Source organism: Roseovarius albus, assembly GCF_900172335.1.
Taxonomy (GTDB): Bacteria; Pseudomonadota; Alphaproteobacteria; order Rhodobacterales; family Rhodobacteraceae; genus Roseovarius; species Roseovarius albus.
On the sequence record NZ_FWFX01000006.1, the window covers coordinates 58579 to 82895 of the forward strand.

General features: G+C 54.5%; 22 protein-coding genes and 1 tRNA gene. 20 read left to right on the forward strand and 3 right to left on the reverse strand.

The window, feature by feature from the left end; genetic code table 11:
- Positions 1-4: 4 nt before the first annotated feature.
- Entirely contained in the window at positions 5-931 is a 927-nt protein-coding gene (locus ROA7450_RS10555) for a LysR family transcriptional regulator (protein ID WP_085805688.1), read from the reverse strand.
- Between the two features lie 101 nt (positions 932-1032).
- Between ROA7450_RS10555 and ROA7450_RS10560 the strand changes: the two genes are divergently transcribed.
- The 5 genes from ROA7450_RS10560 to ROA7450_RS10580 are packed head-to-tail and all read left to right on the forward strand — an operon-like array spanning position 1033 to position 7463.
- Positions 1033-2409 carry an aminotransferase gene (locus ROA7450_RS10560; RefSeq protein WP_085805943.1) on the forward strand — a complete coding sequence of 459 codons (1377 nt, stop codon included), beginning with the start codon at positions 1033-1035 and terminating at the stop codon, positions 2407-2409.
- A 13-nt stretch (positions 2410-2422) separates the two neighbouring features.
- Positions 2423-3913, forward strand: a complete 1491-nt coding sequence (locus ROA7450_RS10565) for an aldehyde dehydrogenase family protein (protein WP_085805689.1) — start codon at positions 2423-2425, stop codon at positions 3911-3913.
- Positions 3910-5172 (forward strand): aminotransferase class I/II-fold pyridoxal phosphate-dependent enzyme, encoded by a 1263-nt coding sequence (locus ROA7450_RS10570; RefSeq protein ID WP_085805690.1) that lies wholly within the window; start codon positions 3910-3912, stop codon positions 5170-5172. Before ROA7450_RS10565 ends, ROA7450_RS10570 begins: the two co-directional genes overlap by 4 nt.
- Complete coding sequence (locus ROA7450_RS10575) at positions 5173-6186, forward strand: glutamate cyclase domain-containing protein (RefSeq protein WP_085805691.1); 1014 nt, start codon at positions 5173-5175, stop codon at positions 6184-6186. It abuts the gene before it with no gap.
- A 17-nt stretch (positions 6187-6203) separates the two neighbouring features.
- Entirely contained in the window at positions 6204-7463 is a 1260-nt protein-coding gene (locus tag ROA7450_RS10580) for an aminotransferase class V-fold PLP-dependent enzyme (RefSeq protein WP_085805692.1), read from the forward strand.
- Between the two features lie 318 nt (positions 7464-7781).
- Here the strand turns inward: ROA7450_RS10580 and ROA7450_RS10585 are convergent, their stop codons facing one another.
- On the reverse strand, positions 7782-8750 hold the full coding sequence (locus ROA7450_RS10585) for a LysR family transcriptional regulator (RefSeq protein ID WP_200812951.1): 969 nt from the start codon (positions 8748-8750) through the stop codon (positions 7782-7784).
- A 99-nt stretch (positions 8751-8849) separates the two neighbouring features.
- Between ROA7450_RS10585 and ROA7450_RS10590 the strand changes: the two genes are divergently transcribed.
- The 9 genes from ROA7450_RS10590 (at position 8850) to ROA7450_RS10630 (ending at position 17950) form a co-directional block, all read left to right on the forward strand.
- Complete coding sequence (locus tag ROA7450_RS10590; protein ID WP_085805694.1) at positions 8850-10193, forward strand: aminotransferase family protein; 1344 nt, start codon at positions 8850-8852, stop codon at positions 10191-10193.
- Positions 10194-10196: 3 nt separating this feature from the next.
- Positions 10197-11126, forward strand: coding sequence for a 3,5-dioxohexanoate:acetyl-CoA acetone transferase (gene kce / locus ROA7450_RS10595; RefSeq protein ID WP_085805695.1), 930 nt, complete (start codon positions 10197-10199; stop codon positions 11124-11126).
- A gap of 9 nt (positions 11127-11135) precedes the next feature.
- Entirely contained in the window at positions 11136-12164 is a 1029-nt protein-coding gene (locus ROA7450_RS10600) for a histone deacetylase family protein (RefSeq protein ID WP_085805696.1), read from the forward strand.
- A gap of 2 nt (positions 12165-12166) precedes the next feature.
- The gene (locus ROA7450_RS10605) at positions 12167-12652 is read left to right on the forward strand and encodes a thioesterase family protein (RefSeq protein ID WP_085805697.1); all 486 of its coding nucleotides are present in this window, start codon (positions 12167-12169) and stop codon (positions 12650-12652) included.
- A 413-nt stretch (positions 12653-13065) separates the two neighbouring features.
- Positions 13066-14070, forward strand: a complete 1005-nt coding sequence (dctP, locus tag ROA7450_RS10610; protein WP_085805698.1) for a TRAP transporter substrate-binding protein DctP — start codon at positions 13066-13068, stop codon at positions 14068-14070.
- Between the two features lie 78 nt (positions 14071-14148).
- Positions 14149-14763, forward strand: coding sequence for a TRAP transporter small permease (locus ROA7450_RS10615; protein ID WP_085805699.1), 615 nt, complete (start codon positions 14149-14151; stop codon positions 14761-14763).
- Positions 14760-16052 (forward strand): TRAP transporter large permease, encoded by a 1293-nt coding sequence (locus tag ROA7450_RS10620; protein ID WP_085805700.1) that lies wholly within the window; start codon positions 14760-14762, stop codon positions 16050-16052. Before ROA7450_RS10615 ends, ROA7450_RS10620 begins: the two co-directional genes overlap by 4 nt.
- Positions 16053-16193: 141 nt before the next feature.
- Positions 16194-17096: a MurR/RpiR family transcriptional regulator gene (locus tag ROA7450_RS10625; protein ID WP_234999497.1), complete on the forward strand. Its 903-nt coding sequence runs from the start codon at positions 16194-16196 to the stop codon at positions 17094-17096.
- A 2-nt stretch (positions 17097-17098) separates the two neighbouring features.
- Positions 17099-17950, forward strand: coding sequence for a carbon-nitrogen hydrolase family protein (locus ROA7450_RS10630; protein WP_085805702.1), 852 nt, complete (start codon positions 17099-17101; stop codon positions 17948-17950).
- Positions 17951-18386: 436 nt separating this feature from the next.
- On the opposite strand, the gene ROA7450_RS10635 is transcribed toward ROA7450_RS10630, so the two are convergent.
- Positions 18387-18476 (reverse strand) — tRNA-Ser (locus tag ROA7450_RS10635).
- A gap of 260 nt (positions 18477-18736) precedes the next feature.
- On the opposite strand from ROA7450_RS10635, the gene ROA7450_RS10640 reads away from it, so the two are divergent.
- From ROA7450_RS10640 to ROA7450_RS10665, 6 genes are read left to right on the forward strand one after another with little or no spacing between them, the layout of a single operon-like run.
- The gene (locus ROA7450_RS10640) at positions 18737-19762 is read left to right on the forward strand and encodes an SPOR domain-containing protein (protein ID WP_085805703.1); all 1026 of its coding nucleotides are present in this window, start codon (positions 18737-18739) and stop codon (positions 19760-19762) included.
- Positions 19740-20942 carry a D-alanyl-D-alanine carboxypeptidase family protein gene (locus ROA7450_RS10645; RefSeq protein ID WP_085805945.1) on the forward strand — a complete coding sequence of 401 codons (1203 nt, stop codon included), beginning with the start codon at positions 19740-19742 and terminating at the stop codon, positions 20940-20942. Before ROA7450_RS10640 ends, ROA7450_RS10645 begins: the two co-directional genes overlap by 23 nt.
- Positions 20939-21565 (forward strand): dTMP kinase, encoded by a 627-nt coding sequence (gene tmk, locus ROA7450_RS10650; RefSeq protein WP_085805704.1) that lies wholly within the window; start codon positions 20939-20941, stop codon positions 21563-21565. Before ROA7450_RS10645 ends, tmk begins: the two co-directional genes overlap by 4 nt.
- Entirely contained in the window at positions 21562-22689 is a 1128-nt protein-coding gene (locus ROA7450_RS10655; RefSeq protein WP_085805705.1) for a DNA polymerase III subunit delta', read from the forward strand. The genes tmk and ROA7450_RS10655 overlap by 4 nt, the downstream gene beginning before the upstream one ends.
- A 15-nt stretch (positions 22690-22704) precedes the next feature.
- Positions 22705-23511, forward strand: a complete 807-nt coding sequence (locus ROA7450_RS10660; RefSeq protein WP_085805706.1) for a TatD family hydrolase — start codon at positions 22705-22707, stop codon at positions 23509-23511.
- The gene (locus ROA7450_RS10665) at positions 23511-24314 is read left to right on the forward strand and encodes an MBL fold metallo-hydrolase (RefSeq protein ID WP_085805707.1); all 804 of its coding nucleotides are present in this window, start codon (positions 23511-23513) and stop codon (positions 24312-24314) included. Before ROA7450_RS10660 ends, ROA7450_RS10665 begins: the two co-directional genes overlap by 1 nt.
- Positions 24315-24317: the final 3 nt, after the last annotated feature.

Consider the following 24317-nt stretch of genomic DNA (forward strand, 5'->3'; position numbering starts at 1 on the left):
CAGATCACGTGGATTGAAATCCTCCATCCGGGAACGCACACCATTCGGCCAGCAGTTCGGCGACCTCACGGATTGGATCGCCATCCACCATGTCTTCATTGCGCAGGATCGCCGACCAAGGCACAGTGAGGCCGTCTTGCGTGACCTGTGCGCCGACAATGCGGCCTTCGGTTATGGCCGTTTGCAACGCCCAGTTGGACAAAACGCTGGTGCCCAGATCCGAGGCGACCAGCTCAACAATTGCTTCGGGCAGCTCCACGGTTGCGGCCCATTTTGGGTAGCTTTCCGTGGGTCGGAACAGGCGGGCGAACTCGCGGTCGGGTTCGGGGACCTTGGTGTAGGTAATGAAGGGCTCGCCGACGATGTCGCTGCCTTCGACAAAACTGCGATCTGCGAGTCGGTGCGATGGTGCCATGATGTATAGTAACGGATCCTGAAACAGGGGGACCGAAGACACGCCGGTTTGGTTGATGTCCCCAGACATTATTGCGATGTCGATGTGGCGGTTGAGGACACTGGTTAGCGGGTCGCTACGCGCACCGGCCATGATCTGTAGGTCAATGCCTTGTGTGCGGGACTTCATGAACTTGATGAACGAGGGCAGCCAGCGATAGTTGCTGTAGGCCTCAACCGACAGGCGCACGACATGTTGGATGCCAGCATTCATCCGACGCACATCATCTTCGGCGCGAGCAAGGTCCGTCAGGATGCGTTCGGCCACCACGGCCATGTGCTCAGCCGCAGGGGTGACGCGCAGGCGTTTATGCATGCGTGTAAAGAGTGGCACGTCTAGCCGGCGTTCTGCCTCGCGCAGGCGATGCGATAGGGCCGACGGAGTGACGCCAAGCTTTTCAGCGGCGTCGGTGATCCGACCGGTTTCGATGATTGCCTGGATTAATTGCAAGTGGCGGAGGTCGAGCAGAGGGCGCATGTTTTTACCTGAGAGAAATTCACAAAAGTGAGAAAACTTCGAGATTGGAATTCAGTCAAGTTGATTGTCAAATCAGCACAAAAATTCGCATAGGATCCGATATGAACGCTGACGCCCTCCGCTCGATCAAGCAAGATATGGCCCACCATGTACATCCGCAGTCAAATCTGCGCCAGCATGCAGAACAGGGGCCGTTGATGATAACCCACGGAAAAGGTGTGTTTATCTATGATAGCGAAGGCCGCGAAATCATTGATGGCTTTTCAGGGCTGGGCTGTGTGAGCCTCGGATACAACAACGAGCGGCTGGTCAATGCGGCAATCCGTCAGATGAACACGCTGCCTTTTGCGCCGACGTTCTATAATCGGTCGCATCCGCGTGTGGCTGAACTGGGCGAACGGCTGATTGACATGGCGCCGAGCGGGATGAACCGGGTGATGTTCCAATGTTCGGGATCCGAGGCGAACGATACGGCGATCAAGTTGTTATGGTACACCAACACAGCGCGCGGGGAGCCGCAACGTCGTAAGATTATTGGTCGCGTCCGAGGGTACCATGGAAATACCATTGCGACTGTGTCCTTGTCGGGACAACCCCACATGCACGCTAAATTCGGCCTGCCATTGCCTGAGTTCAAACATACAGAACTGCCGAATTACTATCGCTTCCACATTGATGGCGAAAGCGAGGAAGAGTTCTCGGGGCGTATGGCTGCCAAATTCGAAGAGCTGATCCTGGCTGAGGGGCCAGAAACTGTTGCAGCGTTCTTTGCTGAGCCTGCAATTTCGGGTGGAGGTGCTTTGATGCCGCCCGAAGGGTATTGGCGTGAAATGCAGGCTGTTCTGCGCAAATATGACATCAAGCTTTTGGCAGATGAGGTGGTTTGCGGGTTTGGTCGGACCGGTAATATGTGGGGGTCACAAACCTGGGGGCTGGAGCCGGACATGGTGAGCTGCGCCAAGGCGCTGTCAGCGGCGTTCTTTCCAATCTCGGCGCTGATGTTCAAGGATGCACTTTACGCAGACATGATTAAAAACTCGGATGAAGTTGGCACTTTTGGTCATGGATACACCTATGCTGGTCACCCGGTCGGGGCGGCAGTGAGCCTTGAGGCGCTGGACATTTATGATGAGATTGATCTGGTCGGTCAAGTGCGCAGAGTGTCAAAAAGGTTCCTTGAAAACTGCCATGCCATGGCAGATCACCCCTTGGTCGCCGAAGTCCGTGGCGTGGGCCTGTTCTGCGGATTTGAGTTGATGAAAGACGCCAAGGCGCGGGAACCGTTTGATCCTGCGTGGAAAGTGGGCGAATTGGTGCAAAACTTTGCCCATGACCGGGGCTTGTATTTGCGGGCAATCGGGGATCGTATGAGCTTCATGCCGCCGTTGATCATCAACGAAGACGAGATTGACATTGCCACAGAGCGGTTCAAAGGCGCGCTGGACGACGCCTGGGCTGTGATCAAGGCTAAGATGTAAGGGAGAGGGTGGAATGGGAACACTGTTGGAACCAAAACTGCCGGATGCCGGACTAGCAGGAAGCTATATCAACGGCGCGTGGCATTGGCCTGCCGATGGGCGCACGATCACGATTGAGAACCCTTCACGTCGCGCACCCATTTGCGATGTCGGGCGCGGCACGTCAGCCGAAGTGGATTTGGCTGTTCAAGCCGCCCGTGCCGCACAGCCTGCGTGGCGCTCTCTTGCGGCGGCCGAGCGTGGTAAGCTTTTGACCGAGTTGGGCCGTCGGTTGGAGGAGAATGCTGAGGAGGTGGCACGCGTCCTGGCGGCAGAGTCTGGAAATGCCATCAAGACACAGTCGCGTGGTGAGGCGATGGGCGCAGCCGGAGTATTGAAATATTACGGCGGTGTCGCGGTTGAGCAGAAGGGTGAGACCCTGCCGCTGGGGCCAGGGCTGTTGAGCTACTCCACCCGCGAGCCACATGGCGTGGTGGGGTCGATCATTCCGTGGAACTCGCCGCTGCAGCTGGGTTGCGTGAAAATTTCCATGGCCTTGTCGACGGGCAATTGTCTGGTTTTGAAACCTGCCGAGGATGCGCCTTTGGCAATTTTGAAACTGGTAGAACTGGCCGATGGGCTGTTCCCGCCCGGCGTGTTCAACGTGGTGACCGGGTTAGGCGAAGAAGCCGGGGCGGCAATTGCGAACCATCCGGGAATCGACAAGGTGTCTTTCACCGGCTCATCAGAAGTCGGTAAGTTGATCGGCCATGCTGCGGCGGATCGGATTGCCAAACTGACGCTGGAACTGGGTGGCAAATCCCCGACAATTGTTTTTCCGGATGCGATTGCAAACGGTCGATTGGATAGCGCAGCGCAGCAGGTGGCAAATGCCATGCGTTTCGCCCGTCAAGGGCAAAGCTGCACGGCGGGGTCGCGGCTGTTTGTTCACAAAGACATCTGGGATGCGTTGATGCCAACAGTGGCTGAGAAGTCGGCGGCTTTGAAGGTGGGCGATGCGCTGGATCCAGATGTAGATATGGGGGCGGTGGTCAATTCCGAACGATACGGGGAGATCCGTGCCTATGTGGCAGAAGCACAAGCGGAGGGGGCGACATTCCTGATTGGAGAGGTGCCGGAAGAAGAGCCCGCTGGATTCACGCCAAACCCCACCATCATCACAGGTGTCGACAACGATTGGCGAATTGCGCGTGAAGAGGTGTTTGGCCCGGTTATGGTGGCGATCCCGTTTGAGGATGAGGCCGAGGTGATCGAGATGGCCAATGATACGCATTATGGTTTAGCGGCCTTTCTGTTCACCCATGACATCAGCCGGATCACACGCCTGACACGGGCTATCGATGCGGGCTGGATTCAGGTCAACCAAGGTGGCGGGCAGATTCCCGGCATGTCTTATGGCGGCACCAAGCAATCGGGCATGGGCAGTGAATACTCGATCGAGGGCGCGCTCGAGGCCTATACCTATCGCAAATGTGTGACCATCAACATTGAGGATGGTGCATGAGCGAAGACCGCTTCGGCAATGTGATCGATCCGGGCGTCGGCTATGCCCGGGGTAAGATTTTGCGTAACTCGGCAGATGAAGTCCGGCGTCTGGCGCAGGCGGGACGGGTTGCCGAGGAGTTTGTTGCCCGCGAAGGCATCGACACGATCGCGATCTGCACTGGCAACATTCGGTTTTATCCCGTCTCATCGGATGATCTGACTGTGAATTGCGAAGAGTGGATCGGGCCCGGCTTGTTTGCCGAAGAATTGCGACAGGCTGCCATTGCCCACATGGGAGGCAGTGGGCACGAGGCCGTTGCCGTGATCAATCGCACGAGCGCAGGGATCATTGCGGCGATCTTGGCGCATGCCAATAACCGCCCGGTGGTGTCGTTGGTGCCGCAGGGCGACCGCAGCCATGCCTCAGTCACGCGCGGAGCCAAGTTGGCAAATGTACCCGTGTCTGAGGTCTATGATCTGGAGGAGCTGGAGAACGCGCTTAGTACTTGTCAGCCTTCGTTAGTGATCATCACCACGGTGACGTCGGAGCTCGCCTGTTTGCCGGATGAACTGACCGTTTCAGGTGTGCAAATGGCTCAGACTGCGGGATGTACTGTGATGTTGGATGAGGCCTACGGTGCAAGGTTCCGACCGGTGTTGTTAGGCGGGGTGCCAGCATTAACACTTGGGGCGGATCTGGTGATCACCAATGCCGATAAGGCGGGTCTTTCTGGGCCGCGCGCAGGGGTATTGTGTGGGCGACCAGAAGTCGTCATTTCCGTGCAGGCCAAAGCCAGCGAACTTGGGATGGAGGCTAGGGCACCGATTGCAGTGGGTGCGATGCGCAGTTTACAGGGGTTTACCCCGAATCTGCTGTTGCAAGAGGCGCAGGATGGGCAAGATCTCGCGGCGGCATTGGAAGAGCGATTGGGGCCAGAGAATGTTATCCGTTCAGCGCTGGGGCCGAAGGTTGATGAGCAAGATGCCATGTCCATTATTTTGGAAATGGCAAGCGAAGAGGCAACCCAACGTGTTCCGGCAGAGGTAACCGCTGCAGTGGGCATGCTGATGTTGCGCGAAAAGGGTATTGTGACGGTGAACACGCATGGCCAGCCCGGTGGACGGGTATCGATCCGGCTAAAACCGACAACGGGTGCTATTGCACGCGCGGGTGGAGCTGACGCAGTGGCACAATGTGTCATGACTGCGCTTCATGAGGTCGCTGAGAAATTGGACGACCATGAGTGGTTTTCCCGTGTGCTGTTTGGAGAAGAATGAATGGCGGATGTAGAATTGATCACCCGATTGGATGACCGGCTGGATCAGTTGGTCAATATCGATATGGGCGAGCGCGGGGTTGAACATTTGTTTAAAGCCGCACGCGCCATTGAAGGCAGGTCTTTGGTGGGGGCAGCCGCAGATGCGCTGATGGCTGTGCCAGAAGGGGGCACAGCCATATTGACCACAGGGTCTGTGTCGCGTGCTTGGATTACGCCGGAACTGGGGGAAAACGATGGCCCATCGGGGGCGGCGGCAATTGCACGCGCATTGGTTATGGCGCGCAATGCCACCTGTGTCATGTTGTGCGAAGAAACCCTGTTGCCTGCCATCCGAAACGTCTGCCAATCAGCCGGGCTCTTTCCCGTGACATTGGAACAGGCCGCGATTGCGCGTAGGGACAAGAGTCTTGCGACGATTGTCATGTTACCTTACGCGGTCGACGATGCGGGCGGGCAGGCGCAGGCTATAGCGCTGTTGGATGAACTTCAGCCGGATTTATTGTTTTCGACCGAGCGTGTCGGACGCAACGAATACGGCGTCTATCACTCTATGCGCGGGATTGATTACGGAATGGGCCGAGCGCGGGTGGATTTGCTGTTTGATGAAGGGCTTGCACGCGACATCCCTGTGGTGGCCGTTGGCGACGGCGGCAATGAGATCGGGATGGGCAAGGTTGTGGATCATGTCAAATTCAATGTTCCTTATGGCGATCAGTGCAAATGCGGCTGTGGTGGAGGTATCGGGGCTGTAACTGGTTGTGATGTTCTGGTGACGGCGGCCTGTTCAAACTGGGGCTGCACCGCAATCGTCGCAGCCATGGCAACACGGGCTGGAGATGCAAAACTGCTGCATACACCGGAGCGCGAAGCGCTATTGCTGGATACGATGGTGGCTAACGGGCTAATCAATTCCACCCATGGCATCGTTGACGATAGTGTTGACGGCTTTCCACGCCAAAGCCATCTCGCAGTGGCCGAATTGTGTCGCACAATTGTGAGCCGTGCGCTCTAACTTCTCAGGACAGAATAATGATTAAAGACAATCCCGCCCTCATCACAGCGATCCGTGATCGATTTGCCCACGTTGATAGCTGCCCGTTTCAGGGGGAGCGCATCTTTTTTGAAAATGCGGGCGGAGCGCTGACACTGAAATCGGTGGTGGAAACCTCAGCCTTCTATGCGGGCATCCCTGATAACCCGGGGCGGATCAATTCCGCAGGGCAGGGCACGCAAGACGTGATCAACAAGGCCAAGGATGACCTCGCGGTGTTCATGAATGCAACCTCAGGTCAGTTCTTCGCAGGCGAGAGCGGGACGGAGCTGCTATTTCGGATGATCCGCACTGCCTGCGTGAATGCACCGAGGGGCAGCAAGGTGATCGGCTCGTCGATTGAGCATCCGGCGACGCGCAGTGCCGCACGGCGTTGGGCCGAGATTGCGAGATTGAACTATGTCAATGTCGTTCATGACGATGAAACCGGCATGGTGACTGCCGCAGATTACGCGGCCCTGATGACGCCTGATGTCACCGTGGCCACGATCTTGCATGCCTCACCCGTGACCGGAATAGGGATGGACGTGGCCGCGATTTCCAAGGCAATCCGGGCGGTCGCTCCGGACTGCTGGATCATTGTGGATGGTATCCAGCATGCCGCCCACGGTCAGCTGGATCTGGACGGCTACAATGTCGATGGTTACGCAATTTCACCCTACAAGGTGTTTTCGCGTCATGGCTATGGCATTGCCTGGATTTCTGACCGCCTGAGCGCAGCGCCGCATGATATGTTGATCGACGCCCCGGCGACAGGATGGGAGTTTGGCACGCGCGATACCGGCTCCTATGCAACTGTGTCGGATGTCGTAACCTATTTTGACTGGCTGGGTGGGCAGGTGTCACATGAAACAGATCCTCGCAAACGGTTAGAAGCTGCGGGTGAGGCTATCCATGACTATGAAACTCATTTGACCAATGCGATGATCAACGGCACGGGCAACCTGCCAGGGCTACGGGATATGGAGCATGTCACGATCTTGGCCGGGGAAGACAACCCTGCGCGTGAGGGGTTGGTGTCTATCGTTGTTAAAGGAATGGCTTCTGTGGATGTTGTTGAAACGCTCAATCAGCAGGGGATTCGCACCCATACGCGCAAAGCAGACCACTATAGTGGTAACGTTCTCAACCCTTTGGGTTTGGAAGATTGCATACGCATCTCGCTGTGCCACTATAACACTGAGGCGGAGGTTGCGCAGTTGCTGGCAGCGGTGCGTTCTTTGGAAAACGACGGCTAGGAACTAGAGCTTTTTTACAGTCGAATAAGGGAATTGGAGCGTCAAGCGCTCCAATTCGTAGACATCTCAGGGAAGCCTGAGCAGATTACATCACTACCATATAGCTGTGCAGCGCGAAAAACAGCGCGGTTGCGCCGAGGACAGCAACGAGAGGCAGGATTTCTTTAGCAACTTGAGCCATTTGGGTGTTCCTTACAAAAGACTGATAGCCAAGACTTAGGCGGCAAATGCGGCACTTAGAAGTGCTCTTTCGACATAGTGGCCTTGCATGCAGCGCATGCCTTGAGGGGGGCAAGAATGAAAGTCCAGTTTTGTCTTCTAATGCGCTGGAAAATAGGTGCGTTCTTCAAGGTCCGTTGCGCTGACCCAATCATTCAACTTGTCGAAAAACGCGGTTTCGGCCGTGTTGAGACGGGCGTTTGGATTGTGCACCAGATAAATGTCGATTTCGAACATGTTTTCGTATGGAGGCAGACGCCATAGCTGGCCTTGTGCAACATATTGATCGGCGGTGTGAGAGGGGAGTGGACCAAAGCCCAACCCGGCGGTGATCATGCGTAAGGCTTCTCCCAAATGCGAGGTGTAGCCGATAACACGTTCGTCCAATCTGTGCTGCGCCCGAACAAGGGCCACGGGTCGGAGCGCATCGGTCAATTGATCTGTGCGAAAGGAAATCGATGAATGGCCGCGCAGATCATCCAAGGTCAGGCCTGTTTTGCCAAAAAGAGGATGTGACGGCCCGCAATAGAATCCAAAATAGGCGCGATACATGATGGAATGTTCGAGCTTCGGATGTGGATCGTAAACCAGACACAGGCCGAGGCTCGCGGATTTTTCCAACACAGCCTTCTGCACTGCCTTGCTGGAAAGGACATCGATATCGAAGCGCACCTGTGGGTGCTGGGAATGAAAATCTGACAGAATCTGGTCGAAATGCGGGCTTTCGACCCGGCTGAGCGTGGCGATGGTGACATGGCCTGTCAGTTCATCTGTGGTGGTCTGCGCTGTTTGTACGGCACGTGAGATGGTTCCGAAGATTTGGGCACATTCTTCGTAGAGCATCTGCCCCGCAGAGGTGACGCGGAAATGCGAGGGGGCGCGGTCAATCAGTGTGGTGCCGATCCGGGCCTCCAACCGTTGAAGTGCTTGGCTGACCGAAGGCTGCTGAAGCAGCAACCGATTGGCCGCGCGGGTGATGCTGCCCTCTTGTACGATGACCATGAAGGTGCGCAGCAGGTTCCAATCCAGTTCGCGTGCGATTTTTTCGGCGTCATATGGTGTGTTCATATTGATCTAATCAATGTTAATTATTGCTAATATCTATTTGCTCTATGATGACGATTTTTGCAATCTCTTGTTCAGAATCGTAATCGCGGAGTGTCTCCAATGGACGCCCAAAAATCCTCAAACCTGTTCTATCAATCTCGGGCGCGTCGCCCCGAAGTAGACCGTGCTGATGGGATCTATATCTGGGCTAAGAATGGCACGCGGTTCATTGACGGCTCATCGGGGGCGATGGTCAGCAATATCGGCCATTCCAATCCTAACGTTCTGGCTGCGATGAAGACACAGATGGATAGCGCGACCTTTGCCTATCGTCTGCATTTCGAGAATGAGCCTGCAGAGCAATTGGCCACAGTAATCGCGGGCAAGATGCCCGCAGGATTGAACCGGGTGTTTTTTGTCTCAGGCGGGTCCGAAGCGGTGGAGTCTTGCGTCAAGTTTGCCCGGCAATGGGCCGTGGCGGCGGGACAGGAGAGCCGGTGGAAGGTCATTTCGCGCTTTCCGTCTTATCATGGCTCGACCTTGGGGGCACTGGCGCTCACCGGGTACGGCCCGCTCAAGGATGCCTTTGCGCCGCTCTTTAAGGATATGCCCAAGATCCCAGCACCGACGTGCTATCTGGATCGCGATAACCTGAATGATGAAGAACGCGGCTTGAAATATGCCGAGATGCTGCGCGAAGAGATCATCGCACAAGGGCCGGAAACCGTTCTGGCCTTTGCTATGGAGCCGGTAGGCGGTGCCTCCACCGGGGCATTGGTGGCACCGGACAGCTATTATGGGCGGGTGCGCGAAATCTGCGATGAATTTGGCGTGCTGCTGATCATGGATGAGGTGATGTCGGGTGTCGGACGCACCGGTACGTTCATGGCGTCGGAACACTGGGATGTGCGCGCGGATCTTTATGCCGTGTCCAAAGGGTTTGCTGCAGGATACGCGCCCCTAGGGGCGATGATAGCTGATCAGGGCATGGTTGAAACCGTGCTGGATGCTGGTGGTTTTGCGCACGGGCATACCTATGCGGGCAACCCTTTGGCCTGCTCGGCGGGCTTGGCCGTGTTAAACGAAATCGATCGGTTGAACCTGATGGGCAATGCCCAACGCATGGGCGATGTGCTGATGGGAGGGCTGAATGAGCTAATGTCGCGGTACGAATTTATCGGCGATGTGCGGGGCAAAGGGTTGCTGACAGCCTTCGAGATGGTGTCGGATCGCGAGACTATGGCGCCGCTGCCGAAAGACCTGAATGCCTACAACCGCTTTGTCGACATTTGTTATGATCGTGGACTGATCACTTATTCTCGCCGTACACGGGGCGGGGTGGATGGGGATCACTTCCTTATCTGCCCGCCGATGATCGTGGCCGAAGAGCAGATTAGCGAAATACTGAATATTTTGGATGACAGCCTTACCGCCTTTGCGCGCGACGCTGGGTTGGAGGAATAAGTCATGGTGCAGAAAGTAATCATCACCTGCGCAGTGACAGGATCAATCCACACACCAAGCATGAGCCCATATCTGCCCGTCACGCCCGAGGAGATTGCGGCCTCGGCGATTGAGGCGGCAGAGGCGGGTGCGTCTGTCTTGCATCTGCATGCGCGTGATCCCGAAAGCGGGCGACCCAGTGCTGATATCAACGTTTACCGCCAGTTCCTGCCCAAGATTAAGGATGCCACCGATGCAGTGATCAACATCACCACTGGGGGCAGTTCGCAGATGACCATTGAGGAGCGCCTGTCTGCCCCGGCTGAATTATCTCCCGAGATGTGTTCACTGAATATGGGGTCGATCAATTTCGGGCTTTTCCCGATGAAAGATCGGTATTCCGAGTGGAAACACGACTGGGAGCCGCAATTTCTGGAAAACACCCGAGATACATTGTTCAAAAACACCTTTCACGACATAGAACGGCTGTTTGATCTCATGGGCGATGGGTGCGGTTCGCGCTATGAGCTGGAATGCTATGACGTTGGCCATATCCAGACGGCTGCCTATTACGTTAAGCAAAAGCGCCTGAAGGCCCCGGTGTTCCTGCAGTTTGTCATGGGGGTTTTGGGGGGCATTGATGCCTGCCCGGAAAACCTGATGCATATGAAGGCGACGGCCGACCGGTTGCTGGACGATCAATACCAGTTTTCTGTACTAGCGGCGGGGCGGCAGCAGATGCCTTTGGCCACATTGAGCGCGATACTGGGTGGCAATGTGCGTGTTGGGTTGGAAGACAGCCTGATGATCGGCAAAAACGAACTGGCAGAAAGTAATGCACAACAGGTGTCAAAAATCAGGCGGATCATCGAAGAGCTGGGGTTCGAGGTGGCAACGCCCGCAGAAGTGCGGGAACGGTTACAGCTCAAAGGCGCGGACAAGGTGGGGTTTTAGGGGGCGATTATGAAGATATTTGTCGATCAGGAAAAACAACGGCAGCATTTCCCATCCGGGTTTCTGGTGAACGGGGTGGTGCAGCCCAACCCGGAAAAGCCCGAGCGAATGGATCGCCTGCTGGAAGGCGTGGCACGCGGTGGGCACGAGATCTGTGCACCGAAGGATCACGGCATGGACCCGCTGGCGGCAGTGCACACACCTGCCTATCTCAAATTTCTCTCGACGGTCTACACCCGGTGGCAGCGCATCCCGGATGCAACGCCCGAGATCTTTCCCAACATCCACCCTGATCGTCGGACTGCCAGCTATCCTTTGTCGGCTGTGGGGCAGGCAGGATATCACATCACCGATATGTCTTGCCCGATAGGGGCACATACGTGGGAGTCGTCGCGCTGGTCAGCCAACTGTGCCGTGTCTGCGGCGCAGGCTGTCGAGGGTGGAGATCAGTTTGCCTATGCACTGTGCCGTCCACCGGGGCATCACTGCTTTACCGATTTGGCCGGTGGCTTTTGTTATCTCAACAATAGCGCGATTGCCGCGCAGTATCTGCGCAAGTCGCATGATCGGGTCGCGATCATTGATGTAGATCTGCACCACGGTAATGGTACGCAAGGCATCTTCTATGAGCGGAGCGATGTCTACACGCTTTCAATCCACGCAGATCCGGCACGGTTCTATCCGTTTTTCTGGGGTCATGCGCATGAGCGCGGGGAAGGTGCCGGATTTGGGTATAACCTGAACATTCCTTTGCCCCGTGGCACGGGCGATGAAGGGTTTATGAAGGGACTGTCTGACGGTCTGGAGCATATCAAAGCCTTTGCACCGAGTGCGGTAGTTATTGCTCTGGGGTTGGACGCCTTTGAAGGCGATCCGTTTGGTGGTCTGGGGGTGTCGACCCCTGGCTTTACCCAAATGGCGAAGATGCTGGCCGCGCTTAATGTGCCAGCCGTGATCGTACAAGAGGGCGGCTATCTGTGTGACGAACTGGGCGGTAACCTGTACGCCTTTCTGGTCGGGTACGAAGGCGGTGCCTGAGCATGTTTGAAAGAGATTGGGTCTGCACAGACCTTCAAACCGTTCCCAAAGAATGGATCGACTATAACGATCACATGAACATGGCCTATTATGTTATGGTGTTTGATACGGGGCTCGATGAAATACTGGATCGTAAGCTTGGCGCTGGGCAGAGTTATACTGAGGCAAGCGGACAGGGACCTTTCGTGGTCCAAAACCATGTGCATTATATCGGGGAGCTGGTCGAAGGCGATCAGTTTTACTGCCAATATCTATTGCTGGCGGGGGACGCCAAGCGTGTTCACATCGCGGGAGAAATGCACAAGCAAAGCGATGGAGGGCTGGTTTGCGTGATGGAGCAGGTGTTGATCAATGTTGATCACGCCACTCGCCGATCAACGCCATATCCACAGGACATTCAAGAGCGCATTAAGGAATTGGTTGCCGCGCACGCTGAGATTCCACGTCCAACTCAGCTTGGGTGCTCTATCGGATTGCACCGGCAATAGGAGGCTGATTCGCCGAATCAGCGTCTAAAGTAGGGGCGAAGAAAGAATCAGTTGCCCGTTAATGGGTGTGAAAGGGAGGAAAGCGCGAAGAAATAGCAATGTGCGATTAGGTCACGAGCCTATTCGCATGTATAGGGGCCGAATTTCGTTTGTTTTTGGGCTTTACTGGATTGCACTTTTTACAGGGGCATGCCTAATTTGATGCCTCAACAATATGTCTGAACGATTAAATTCTGTTGAAAATTTTCCATATGAAACATTTTCAAATAAAAAGTTGCAATCGTTAACTGTGCTCAATAAGGTCCAGAACCACTGCAGATAAGTGACGAAATCTGCCAAAAAATAAATTGCTCATTTTGCAGCGTGTCAGACAATGAACAGAGCTGCGAAGTCAACACTGGAGGAGATCCAATATGAAAGTTAAAACTCTGGCAAAGGGCCTGATGGCCAGCGCCGTAGCCTTGACCATGGCGATGCCAGCAATGGCGGAAGACATGACACTGCGTTTTGCAGGCGTGTTCCCAATCGATCACCAAGGCACAAAAATGATGGAGCAGGTTGCAGCAGACGTTGCGGCAGCTGACGTTGGTCTGAAGATCGATGTGTTCCCTGCCAACCAGCTGGGGTCGGGTGAAGCGCTGTTCGAAGACGTTGCCCGTGGCAACATCGATCTGGCGGCGGCGTTCATCTATGCGGACACAGATGCGCGTCTGGAATTCCTGTCGATGCCATTCCTTGTTGGTGGCTGGGACGATATGGACAACATCATGCGCAACCTGGATTCTGAATATAACAAAATCCTGCAGGAAATCACCTCTGACTATGGCGTCCGTATTTTGGCGCAAAACCCGGAAGGTTTTGTTGGTATCGTTGCGACCCAAGAACCAACCAACTGGAACAACTTTGACGACAAAGGCATGAACATTCGTGTTTGGTCTTCGAATGTTGTGAAGTCGATGGTTGAATCACTGGGTTTCCAGGCCACCACAATGGCATGGGGCGACATCTTCCCTGCGATCCAGTCGGGCATCGTTGATGGCGCGATCTGCTGCACCAAGACAGCGACATACTCGATCTTTGCTCAATCCGATGTTGGCACGCACTTCATCGAGTACAACTCGATTTCAGAGCTGACAACATTCTATGCGTCCGAGCGTACTATGGATAAACTGAGCGAAGAACAGGCTGCGGTACTGCAAGCGGCAATGACCAAAGCGTCGGACGACTTCTTTGCCTACAATCGTGAGAACGACGAAGTCTACCGTCAGAAGCTGCTGGACAAAGGTTACACCATCCTGAGCCTGAATGACGAAGAGCAGGCCGCGATGGCTGCCCATATTCAGGAAAACATCTGGCCACTGATGGCAGATAGTGTTGGTCAAGATGTGATTGACCGTCTGCTTGCAGCCAAGAACTAAGACTTAGAAAGTCATATAAAGGCCGGCAAAATTGCCGGCCTTTTTTCCAATTAATAAGACCAATAAACAGGGGGGGACATGTCAAAATTAGAAGGCGAAAACCCGACATTCTTCGGCTACACAGTTTCTGATGGCCGGACGAAAATAACAGACGAGTTACCGAGCATCATCGGTATGCCCTTGAAATTTGTAGCATTTGTCATGAGGCTGATCGTGACATTTTCAGGATTTCTGATGGCGTTCACGTTTGGAGCCGTCGTTGTGATCAGATATGGCTTTGGCGGCGATCTATTTGCTTATGAAGAATGGCTGCTGGCCATCAGCATCGTGGGCTTTTTTGCCGGTGCTGTTCTGGCGTCCTCACGCAATTTGCATATCAACGCAGATATCCTTGGCATCGTAATCAAAGACCCCAAGTTGGTCTGGTGGCGCGGGTTCATTGTTCTCACGATTGAATTGTTGGTGATCCTGTTTCTGGTTTATGCCTGCTACGTCTCGCTGGCTGATGACTTCGCTTTCCCCCGCTTGCGTGCGACCCCTGTGTTGCGCATTCCGTTCGTCTCGTGGCGGATTGCGATCATGGTTGCCTTTAGCTTTATGGCGATGTTCACCGCGGCCTATCTTTACGTGCACATCCGCAAAGGTCTCGGCCTGCCCCTAAAATCCGACATGGCCAAGGAGGCTGACAAATGATCATCACCGGAAGTCTGCTTATTGTATGTGTGATGTTGCTGCTCGGGGTCAGCGTCTATGTGGCGTTTGGGTCGGTCTTGATCTTCATTGCACTTGTTGGCGACCAGTCGATCTCGGGCTACCTGCCGACTGGGGCCACGGGGATCCGTTCGCTGGTTCTTCTCGCGATCCCACTGTTCATGATTGCCGGTGGCATCATGGAGAAAGGCAAGATCGCAGCACCGCTTGTCGCCTTGGCTGAGATGTTTATCGGCCATGTCAAGGGTGGCCTGAGCGCAGCAGGCGTTTTGGCCTGTGGTGTCTTCGGCTCCATTTCCGGAAGCGCCAACGCGACCCTGACCTGCATCGGTGGCATCATGATGCCTCACTTGAAAAAGGCGAACTACCCTAAGGGGCAATCGGCCGCATTGATTGTATCAGCTAGTCCTCTCGGCCTTCTGATCCCTCCGAGTTCATCGCACATCCTTTATGGCTGGGTTGCACAGCAACACGTGTTGAAGTGTTTCTTGTCGACAGTCATTCCCGCGATGATCCTGATCACATTGTTGATCGTCACCAACCAGTTCATGTTGCGCAAATATGACAACATCGAACTCACAGAGCGGCCGAACCCGTTCATGCCCTCGCTGTTGGGGCAGGGGCGTTTGGCCGGACCAGCCTTGATGATGCCCGTTATCATCTTGGGTGGTATCTATGGTGGTATCATGACGCCTACCGAGGCCGCAGGTATTGCTGTGGTTTATGCGATCCCGGTAGCGATCTACTTCTACCGCGGCCTGACCTGGAGGTCACTAGCACAGACGATCCAGAACTCTGGTGTCACTATCGGTGTGGTCATGGTCATGATCTTCATGGTTCTGATCGTGTCGGACAACCTGATTGCCCAAGGTGCTCCGGCTTTGGCCAAACAGATGGTTTATTCCGTATCGGAAAATCCGATTGTGATCTTGCTGATGATCAACGTTGTGATGATCCTGATCGGCATGTTGATGGATGACATCTCTGGCCTGTTGCTGGCGACGCCGATCCTTCTGCCAATTGCGCAGAGCGTTGGGATGGACCCGATCCATTTCGCGGCGGTTATCGGCGTGAACCTTGGCATGGCCAACATCACGCCACCGACAGCGCCTTTGCTGTATCTCGGAGCGCAGATCTGCGATACGCCGGTCTCCAAGATGTTGTGGCCAACGCTGGTCTTCATCATTTTTGCGTGGTTGCCCACGCTGATGTTGACAACGTTCGTGCCAGAACTGGCGCTGTGGCTGCCTGACCTGCTGCTGAGCAAGTAAGACTTAAACACTGTTGGCAGGGTAATGGTGCCCTGCCAACATTAATATAGCATTTGTAAAATTGTTTGATAATAATTTTACAAATGCTATATTTCGAACTGAATAACCAATGTCGTGAATGACGGTCTTCCCGAAGAAAATATGAGCTCAACAGTCGACCACACACCTTATTCTCATGTCTCGCTGAAACTGAAGGAATTGCACCCTCAGTTGCCGCGGGTCTTGAAGGTTGCGGCCTCCTACATGCTTGAACATCCTGGGGATGTCGCGACGTTGTCGATGCGCAAGGTTGCAGACAACGCGGGCATTTCCTTGCCGAACTTTTCCCGACTGGCCAAGATGCTGGGCTATGCGTCATACGGCGAACTGCGAGATGTCTATCGCGAGCAGGTACAACACGGTGACATGCGTGAATACCATCTGCGCGCTGAAACACTTCAAAAGAGTGGTAGGCAAAAAGATGCAGATGCGAAATGGGAAGATTTTCGAGCAGCGACTCATAACAATATTACTGCGATTTTTGATGGTATTTCACCGGATTACTTTGCCGAAGCGGCACAGGTGTTGAACGCAGCGGATCGCGTTTATCTCGTAGGGATGCAGGCGTCATCATGCCTGTCAGCCTATGCCTACTATCTTGGAATCATGGTCAGCGGAAAGTTCCGACTTGTACGCGGTGATGGAGGGATACTGGCGGATCCAGTGGCCGAGATTTCCGAAAAAGACGCAATGATTGTCGTCAGCCAACGCCCCTGTGCGCGGTCCTCGGTTGATCTGGCCATTCTAGCGCGGGAACGGGGAGCAAAGGTGATTGCGATCACGGACAGCCCTGCGGCACCCATCGCGATCAATTCTGATTTCTCCTTGCTCAGCCCGAATGACAGCCCTTTGTTTTTTGAAAGCTATGTGGGTGCGACTATCCTGATTGAGGCCCTGATCGGCTTCTTTGTGACCCGGCAGACCAAGAATATTGCTGACCGCGTTTCCCAAATCGAAGATACCCGCAAGCGGTTGAACGAATACTGGGATCAATCGAAAGACTAACCATGCCCAATACCGACCAGCTGCGCCTTTTGGCGTGCCAAATTGAGATTCCCACCATGACAACAGCCGCAGAGCGCGATGCGCATCTGCTAACGTCTGCTGCGAAGGTGCGTCAGGCCATTGCCGAGCAGGGCGATGTAGATCTGGTCGTTTTGCCAGAGCTGTCCAGCATTGATTACTCGCGTGAAACGTTCTCACGCCTCGATGAAATTGGCGAAGAATTGGATGGGCCTTCATTTCAGGCGTGGTCAGCGCTGGCGCGTGAATTGGCCATAACTGTGGTTTACGGATTTCCGCGGTCCGGTGAGGGGTGCCACCACATTGCAATGGGCGTCGTCGGACCGGATGGTACGTTGATTGGCCACTATGACAAGCTACATCTGGCACAATATGGTGCGTCGATGGAGAAAGAATATTACACGCGCGGCGACCATCTGTGTGTGTTTAAGGTCAATGGTTTCAAGGTTGCACCTATCATCTGCTACGACATTCGCATTCCTGAACTTAGTCGCACCTTGGTGCTGAATCATGACGTTGATCTGATCTTGCACTGCGGGGCCTATTACCGCGACGATAGCTTTGCCACTTGGCATCACTTTGCCATGGCGCGTGCGATCGAAAATCAGGTGTTCTTTTCGTCCCTGAACCGGGCCGGGGTGAACTATGGAAACTCCTTGTTCTGTTACCCATGGATGGATGGAAATATAAAGCCCGAGACCTTTCCTGATCGTGATGAGGTGTTCAAGCGGTTTACCCTTGATCGTGCCACACTTTTGAAAGCACGACGTGACTATACCTTTTTGAAAGATAGGTTGCCGGATTATGGGGGCAACCTACGCAATTTGGCTAAGTGATCCTGGCGGTCAGCGGAATTTATGGTCTTAAGACCACCTTTACCGTAAACCGTGCTTGGTTGATGAACCGCAAGTCAATGGCTGTCGTGCGTAAATCCAAAGACGGTGTCGCGAATATATCTGGAAACCGTATCTGGCGGCAAGTCAGCCTGCTATGCTGCTTAGCCGACCTGTCTATAAAGCCGCTGATATGCCTAGCTCAGGCCGGCAAAGCCGAATGAATCTTCGGGGCTGGCAGATTGATACCTTTATCGCCCTTTCAATAAAGCAAAAGACCTTTTCCACGTTCGAAATCGCCATCAATTGTCTCAGCAAAAGCAATCACAATGTAACGTGTGTTGTATGGGGAATTTGATGTGGGATGACTTTGAGTCGCGTAGAAGGTTCTAAAAAAAAATAAAATCAACGGTTTACGCTTGGGTTGAAAAAATTCTTATGGCGGAGGAGGTGGGATTCGAACCCACGGTAGACTTTCACCTACGTCGGTTTTCAAGACCGGTGCATTCGACCACTCTGCCACTCCTCCGACTTAGAGGCTTCATAGGGAAAGAGTATTTCTGCTGCAAGAGTAAATTTGAACAATCATATGGTATGCGGATAAGAATGAAGTGGGCGCTTGCGGATTGACGTTTCTTTTGGTCCAGCTACCATTTAAAAATGGGAATTTTTTAGAGTAGCGACGACGTTCTGAAATTAGGGGATTTCTGCCGAAATGATGACAGCAGACTTTTCTTGCATGCGATGACAGGGTAAAGTGCGGTTATGCAGAGACTGCATTGATAAAACATGGCTGGAAAAACCAGTCAGACATGCAAGGCGACGGGCAAGGATACAAGAATGAGCATTCGTTCAATTGGTAGATTACGGGCATGGCAGGGGGTGGCCATGTTCAGCATGATCGCGCTTGCCGGGTGTGAAGAAGGGCAGGGGTTTCTGAAGCCTGACAACACAGAGGGTACCGAGGCGTCGCAAACGGTTCCCAAGACTCCCAAAGGCGAAGCCCGTGACGTCGAAGCACCAGAGGTGTTTCAAGTGACGACCAAGGGATTGTGGGACGGGCGCCCATCATTGGGTGGAATTTGGGTGGCACATCCCGATGTTGGTCAGCCGGAGCGGGTGATTATACGCAATACTTCGAATTCTAAATCTGTTGTCGGGGCGCTGTTTCGTCGGGAGCGCAACAATCCTGGCCCTGCTATACAGGTATCATCCGATGCGGCGGATGAACTCGGTATGTTGGCTGGTGCACCAGCAGAGTTATCGGTAACAGCATTGCGGAAAGAAACACCTCCGCCGCCGGTTGAGGAGCCGGAAGCTGCGCCGGAGCCTGCTGCCGAACCGTTAGAAGTTGCAGCGGTCGCGGAACCTGCAAAAGAGTCGCCAAAAGAAACAAAAGAAAAAACGCCGGCCAAGAAAAAAAGCGAAAAGAAAACAAAGAAACCCGCACCCATTGAGTCAAACTCACTTGATACTGTCGCCGGTGCCGCAGCGGCAATCGACGCGGCTGAAATAGCTAAGGCCGCTTCGGAGAGCTCTGGTACAGAAGGCGTATCCACCCAGACCACGAATACCTCTTCGCTCAAGAATCCCTATATTCAGGTTGCGATCTTCAGCCAGAAAGAGAATGCTGAAAAGACGGCTGCAGATCTGCGCAAGAAAGACCTTCAGTCGTCTGTGCGTGAGCAGAAGAGCCAAGGTAAGTCGCTGTGGCGCGTTGTCGTGGGCCCAGCCTCGACCGAAGTGGAACGCAGCGCGATGTTGAAAAAGATCAAGGGGAACGGATTCAATGATGCTTATCCCGTCCGCAACTAATCTGCTGGAGAAAGCGCGCCAAGCCGCCAAATTGTGCGCGTTGTCCGTCCTCTTGGGAAGTGTTGGAGTTTCGGCACAAGCTTTTGATACGTCGGCGAAATCAGCCTTTGTGATCGATGTCGGTACGGGCACCGTCTTGTTGAGCAAGAATGCCGATGAGCCTTTGCCGCCTGCATCGATGTCAAAATTGATGACACTCTATGTTGCGTTTGAGGCGATCCGTAAGGGGCAAATGTCATTGGATGAAAAGCTGCCGGTGTCGCAACACGCGATGAGCTATGGCGGTTCTACCATGTTTTTGGACACGACAGACCGGGTTCGTGTCGAGGATTTGCTCAGAGGGATCATTGTCCTCTCCGGTAACGATGCCTGTGTGGTCATTGCCGAGGCCCTTAGCCCAGATGGGACAGAGGCGGGTTTTGCCCGTTTCATGACGCAGCGGGCCCAGAAGATGGGTATGACAAACTCGACATTTTCCAACTCCAATGGCTGGCCTGCAGCCGGGCACCTGATGAGCATGCGTGATCTGGCGCTCTTGTCGCGCCGTTTGATCGAGGATTTTCCAGAATATTACCCGATGTTCGCCGAAACCGAATTTGAGTTCGACGGACGCGCACCGAAAAACATCCAAAACCGTAATCCCTTGTTGAAACTCGGCATTGGCGCGGATGGGTTGAAAACCGGCCACACACAACGAGCAGGTTACGGTTTGGCGGGTTCTGCTAAGCAAGGCGATCGCCGGGTCGTTTTCGTGTTGTCAGGGATGGAAAGTTCAAGAGAGCGGGCAGAAGAAGCGGAAGCGGTTGTGAACTGGTCGTTCCGTCAGTTCTCGCAAAAATCGATCATAAAGGCAGGAAACCAGATTGCACAGGCAGACGTCTGGATGGGGGAAACGCCAACCGTCGGGCTGACATCGGAGCAGGATGTCGAAACCTTGCTTCCCGTGCTTTCTGATGAAGAGGTGAATGCCGAGGTGGTCTATAACGGCCCGATAGAAGCGCCTGTAAAGCAAGGTCAAAAACTTGCCGAGTTGGTGCTCATGCCCGAAGGTATGCCTGAGACGCGTATCCCATTGGTGGCCGCGCACGACGTTGGACCAGGTGGTTTCGTGGTGCGTTTGCAAACAGCAACAAGCATTTTCCTCAAACGGTTGCGCGACAATACCGAAGGTGCACTTTGAGCGGGCAGGGGCGTTTCCTCAGTTTTGAGGGGATTGATGGTTCGGGAAAATCTACACAAGCGCGGCGTTTGGCTGAGTATCTGAAATCGGCTGGACACGACGTAGTGTTTACACGCGAGCCGGGTGGGAGCGCCGGAGCGGAAGACATTCGTAAACTCGTGCTCGAAGGGGATGCTGATCGTTGGTCACCGGCAACCGAGCTTTTGTTGTTTACCGCTGCACGACGTGATCATCTTGAGCGGTTGATTTTACCGGCTTTAGACGCCGGTCAGATCGTGATTTCCGACCGGTACGTTGACAGCACCCGGATTTATCAAGGGGTGAGCCGCGGCGACTTGCGAAGACAAGTCGACCAACTTCATGAACTGATGATCGGGCGCGAAGCTGATTTGACGATTTTAATAGACATGGACCCTAAAATTGGGCTGTCCCGTGCCTTTGCCCGCCAAGGGGGTGAAGAACGGTTTGAAACGATGGGGCAGGACATGCACCAGAAGATGCGCGAGGGTTTTCTTGATCTGGCCGCACAAGCGCCAGAGCGGATTAAGGTGATCGATGGTGCCCGCACCGTGGATGAGGTTGCCGAAGATGTACGTGCTGTCGTAGATGCCTTTCTATCATGAGCACTGACGCACAGCCCGAAGCCGACCGTATCGATGGGGCGCCACACCCGCGAGAGACTGTGATGCTTTTCGGTCAAGACGCGGCTGAAACCACGTTTCTGTCAGCCTTCAATGCGGGGCGGCTGCATCATGCTTGGTTACTGGCCGGTCCGCGCGGCGTGGGCAAGGCCACCTTGGCATGGAAAATCGCACGATTTTTACTGGCGACGCCAGATTCTGATGATGGCGGTTTGTTTGGCGAGGGTTTGCCTGATCCTGCAACACTCGACATTGATACTGAGCATCCGGTCGCGCGGCGTTTGTTGGCAGGATCTGATCCGGGCCTGTATAGAATTACGCGCGGACTGAACGAGAAAACCGGAAAGCTGCGAGACGCCATCGTAGCCGATAATGTGCGTGAGTTGAACCAGTTTCTCCAACTCAGCTCTGTTGATGGCGGGCGGCGGGTTGTGATCATCGATAGCGCTGACGAAATGAACACACAGGCGGCAAACGCGCTGCTGAAGATGCTGGAAGAGCCGCCGGAGCGCACAACTTTTCTGTTGATCACGCACCAAGCGGCGCGGCTTTTGCCGACAATCCGGTCGCGGTGCCGCGTTCTACGACTGGCGACGCTTGAAACCGATGTGATTGGCCGAGCGCTCTCGCAAGCGGGCGTGGATCCCGGTGAGGATGCCGCAGCACTGGCCGCTTTGTCCGGTGGTTCAGTTGGAGAGGCTATTCGTTTGATCAACCAAGATGGTCTCAAAATCTATGATGAATTGGTTCAGATCATCGCGGGCCTGCCGCAACGGTTTGACCGGCAAAGGGCAATGCAGTTGGCCGAGTCGATCACAGGCAAGGAAGCAGCGCAGAAACTGGACCTGCTGTTAGTGTTAATCAACTTGCTTTTGACCCGGATGGCGCAAACCGGGGCCTACGGGCATCCGCCTGCTATACCAGCTTCCGAGGGTGAGCAGGAAGCCTTCATGCGGCTCGCTCCAGATGCCATTCAAGGGCGTCGCTGGGCCGATTGTGCGCAGGAAATTTCATCACGCGCGCGTCATGGGCAGTCAGTGAACCTTGACCCCGTCGCCTTGGTCCTTGATACGGTATTCAGCATTCAGAAAACCGCCGCCGGCTGAACCCTTGGATTAGACATGTCCCACGTGATTGAGATTACCGACAGCCACTGTCACCTCGACTTTGATTCCTTTGACGCAGAGCGCGATGAGATCATCGCGCGTGCGGTCGACGCGGGAGTGACTCGCATGGTCACTATCTGCACAAAGCTCAGGTCAGAACCGCTTGTGCGTGCCCTCGCGGAGCGATACGCGCCCGTCTTTTATGCCGCAGGCACCCATCCGATGAGTGCGGCAGAAGAGCCCATGGCAACTGTAGATGAATTGGTGGTCTTATCCCGTCATTCCAAGTTTGTTGGCATTGGTGAAACAGGGCTGGATTATCACTACACAGCGGACAGCGCGGATGTACAAAAGCAGTCGTTGCGCGTGCATATCGAAGCCGCGCGGGAAACCGGCCTGCCGTTGATCATTCACGCGCGTGCTGCAGACGAGGATATGGCGCGCATCCTGACTGATGAATTTAAAAACGGTGTTTACAACTGCGTCATGCATTGTTTTTCATCATCAGCCGAGTTGGCCAAGGTGGCACTGGATCTAGGGTTTTACCTGTCAATGTCCGGCATTGCAGTTTTTCCCAAAAGTCAGGAATTGCGCGATATTTTTGCGGCAGCGCCCGTCGACCGGGTGTTGGTGGAAACCGATGCGCCCTATCTGGCCCCACCACCATATCGCGGCAAACGCAATGAACCGGCCTATACAGTGTACACCGCGCAAAAGGGGGCCGAGGTTTTTGGTATGGAATGGTCCGCATTTGCGGCGCAGACACAGGCCAACTTCGATCGGCTTTTCAGCAAGGCCGCGCAATACAAGGCCGCCGCCTGATGGCCGAAATGCGGTTTACCCTATTGGGCACGGGCTCTTCGGGTGGTGTTCCTCGGATAGGTGGCGTCTGGGGGGATTGTGATCCTGATAACCCCAAGAACCGCCGCCGTCGCTGTTCTATGCTGATCGAGCGTTTTGATGGCGATGGTGTAACACGCGTGCTGGTCGATACTTCGCCAGATATGCGCCAGCAATTGCTGGATGCCGAGATCGGCGAGTTGGATGGAGTTGTGTTCACTCACAGCCACGCAGACCACGTGCACGGTATTGATGACCTGCGGGTGATTGTATTCAACACCAAGCAGCGCCTGAATGTCTGGGCTGATGGCGACACACAGAACGCGCTGTACTCCCGGTTTGGCTATGCCTTTGTGCAGCCCGAGGATTCCCCATACCCCCCCATCCTAACGATGAATACGATCCATGATGACCAACCCGTCACGATTTCGGGGGCCGGTGGTGATATTGCGCTGTGGCCGTTGAGGGTCAACCATGGCTCCATCGATGCGCTTGGGTTCAAGGTCGATGGCGTGGTCTATATGCCCGATGTTGCGCAGATCCCGGACGAGGTCTGGCTGCAACTGGAAGGGTTGGAGTATTGGATTGTTGACGCATTGCGCCGTTCCCCGCATCCGACACACACCCATTTGTCGCAAACGCTTGAGTGGATCGCACGTGTAAATCCGCGCATTGGTGTGCTGACCAACATGCACATCGATTTGGATTATCAAACCGTTGCGGATGAAACGCCTGACCACATTGTCCCAGCCTACGACGGGATGCAGATCAGCCTGACGGTCTGACAC

Coding starts and splice junctions, on each gene's coding strand:
- ROA7450_RS10615 (WP_085805699.1), top strand. CDS start 14,149: ATGTCAAAATTAGAAGGCGAAAACCCGACATTCTTCGGCTACACAGTT.
- ROA7450_RS10645 (WP_085805945.1), top strand. CDS start 19,740: ATGCTTATCCCGTCCGCAACTAATCTGCTGGAGAAAGCGCGCCAAGCC.
- ROA7450_RS10585 (WP_200812951.1), bottom strand. CDS start 8,750: ATGAACACACCATATGACGCCGAAAAAATCGCACGCGAACTGGATTGG.
- ROA7450_RS10640 (WP_085805703.1), top strand. CDS start 18,737: ATGGCTGGAAAAACCAGTCAGACATGCAAGGCGACGGGCAAGGATACA.
- ROA7450_RS10600 (WP_085805696.1), top strand. CDS start 11,136: ATGAAGATATTTGTCGATCAGGAAAAACAACGGCAGCATTTCCCATCC.
- ROA7450_RS10570 (WP_085805690.1), top strand. CDS start 3,910: ATGAGCGAAGACCGCTTCGGCAATGTGATCGATCCGGGCGTCGGCTAT.
- ROA7450_RS10620 (WP_085805700.1), top strand. CDS start 14,760: ATGATCATCACCGGAAGTCTGCTTATTGTATGTGTGATGTTGCTGCTC.
- ROA7450_RS10655 (WP_085805705.1), top strand. CDS start 21,562: ATGAGCACTGACGCACAGCCCGAAGCCGACCGTATCGATGGGGCGCCA.
- ROA7450_RS10660 (WP_085805706.1), top strand. CDS start 22,705: ATGTCCCACGTGATTGAGATTACCGACAGCCACTGTCACCTCGACTTT.
- kce (WP_085805695.1), top strand. CDS start 10,197: ATGGTGCAGAAAGTAATCATCACCTGCGCAGTGACAGGATCAATCCAC.
- ROA7450_RS10575 (WP_085805691.1), top strand. CDS start 5,173: ATGGCGGATGTAGAATTGATCACCCGATTGGATGACCGGCTGGATCAG.
- ROA7450_RS10560 (WP_085805943.1), top strand. CDS start 1,033: ATGAACGCTGACGCCCTCCGCTCGATCAAGCAAGATATGGCCCACCAT.
- ROA7450_RS10605 (WP_085805697.1), top strand. CDS start 12,167: ATGTTTGAAAGAGATTGGGTCTGCACAGACCTTCAAACCGTTCCCAAA.
- dctP (WP_085805698.1), top strand. CDS start 13,066: ATGAAAGTTAAAACTCTGGCAAAGGGCCTGATGGCCAGCGCCGTAGCC.
- ROA7450_RS10630 (WP_085805702.1), top strand. CDS start 17,099: ATGCCCAATACCGACCAGCTGCGCCTTTTGGCGTGCCAAATTGAGATT.
- ROA7450_RS10555 (WP_085805688.1), bottom strand. CDS start 931: ATGCGCCCTCTGCTCGACCTCCGCCACTTGCAATTAATCCAGGCAATC.
- ROA7450_RS10665 (WP_085805707.1), top strand. CDS start 23,511: ATGGCCGAAATGCGGTTTACCCTATTGGGCACGGGCTCTTCGGGTGGT.
- ROA7450_RS10565 (WP_085805689.1), top strand. CDS start 2,423: ATGGGAACACTGTTGGAACCAAAACTGCCGGATGCCGGACTAGCAGGA.
- ROA7450_RS10590 (WP_085805694.1), top strand. CDS start 8,850: ATGGACGCCCAAAAATCCTCAAACCTGTTCTATCAATCTCGGGCGCGT.
- ROA7450_RS10580 (WP_085805692.1), top strand. CDS start 6,204: ATGATTAAAGACAATCCCGCCCTCATCACAGCGATCCGTGATCGATTT.
- ROA7450_RS10625 (WP_234999497.1), top strand. CDS start 16,194: ATGAGCTCAACAGTCGACCACACACCTTATTCTCATGTCTCGCTGAAA.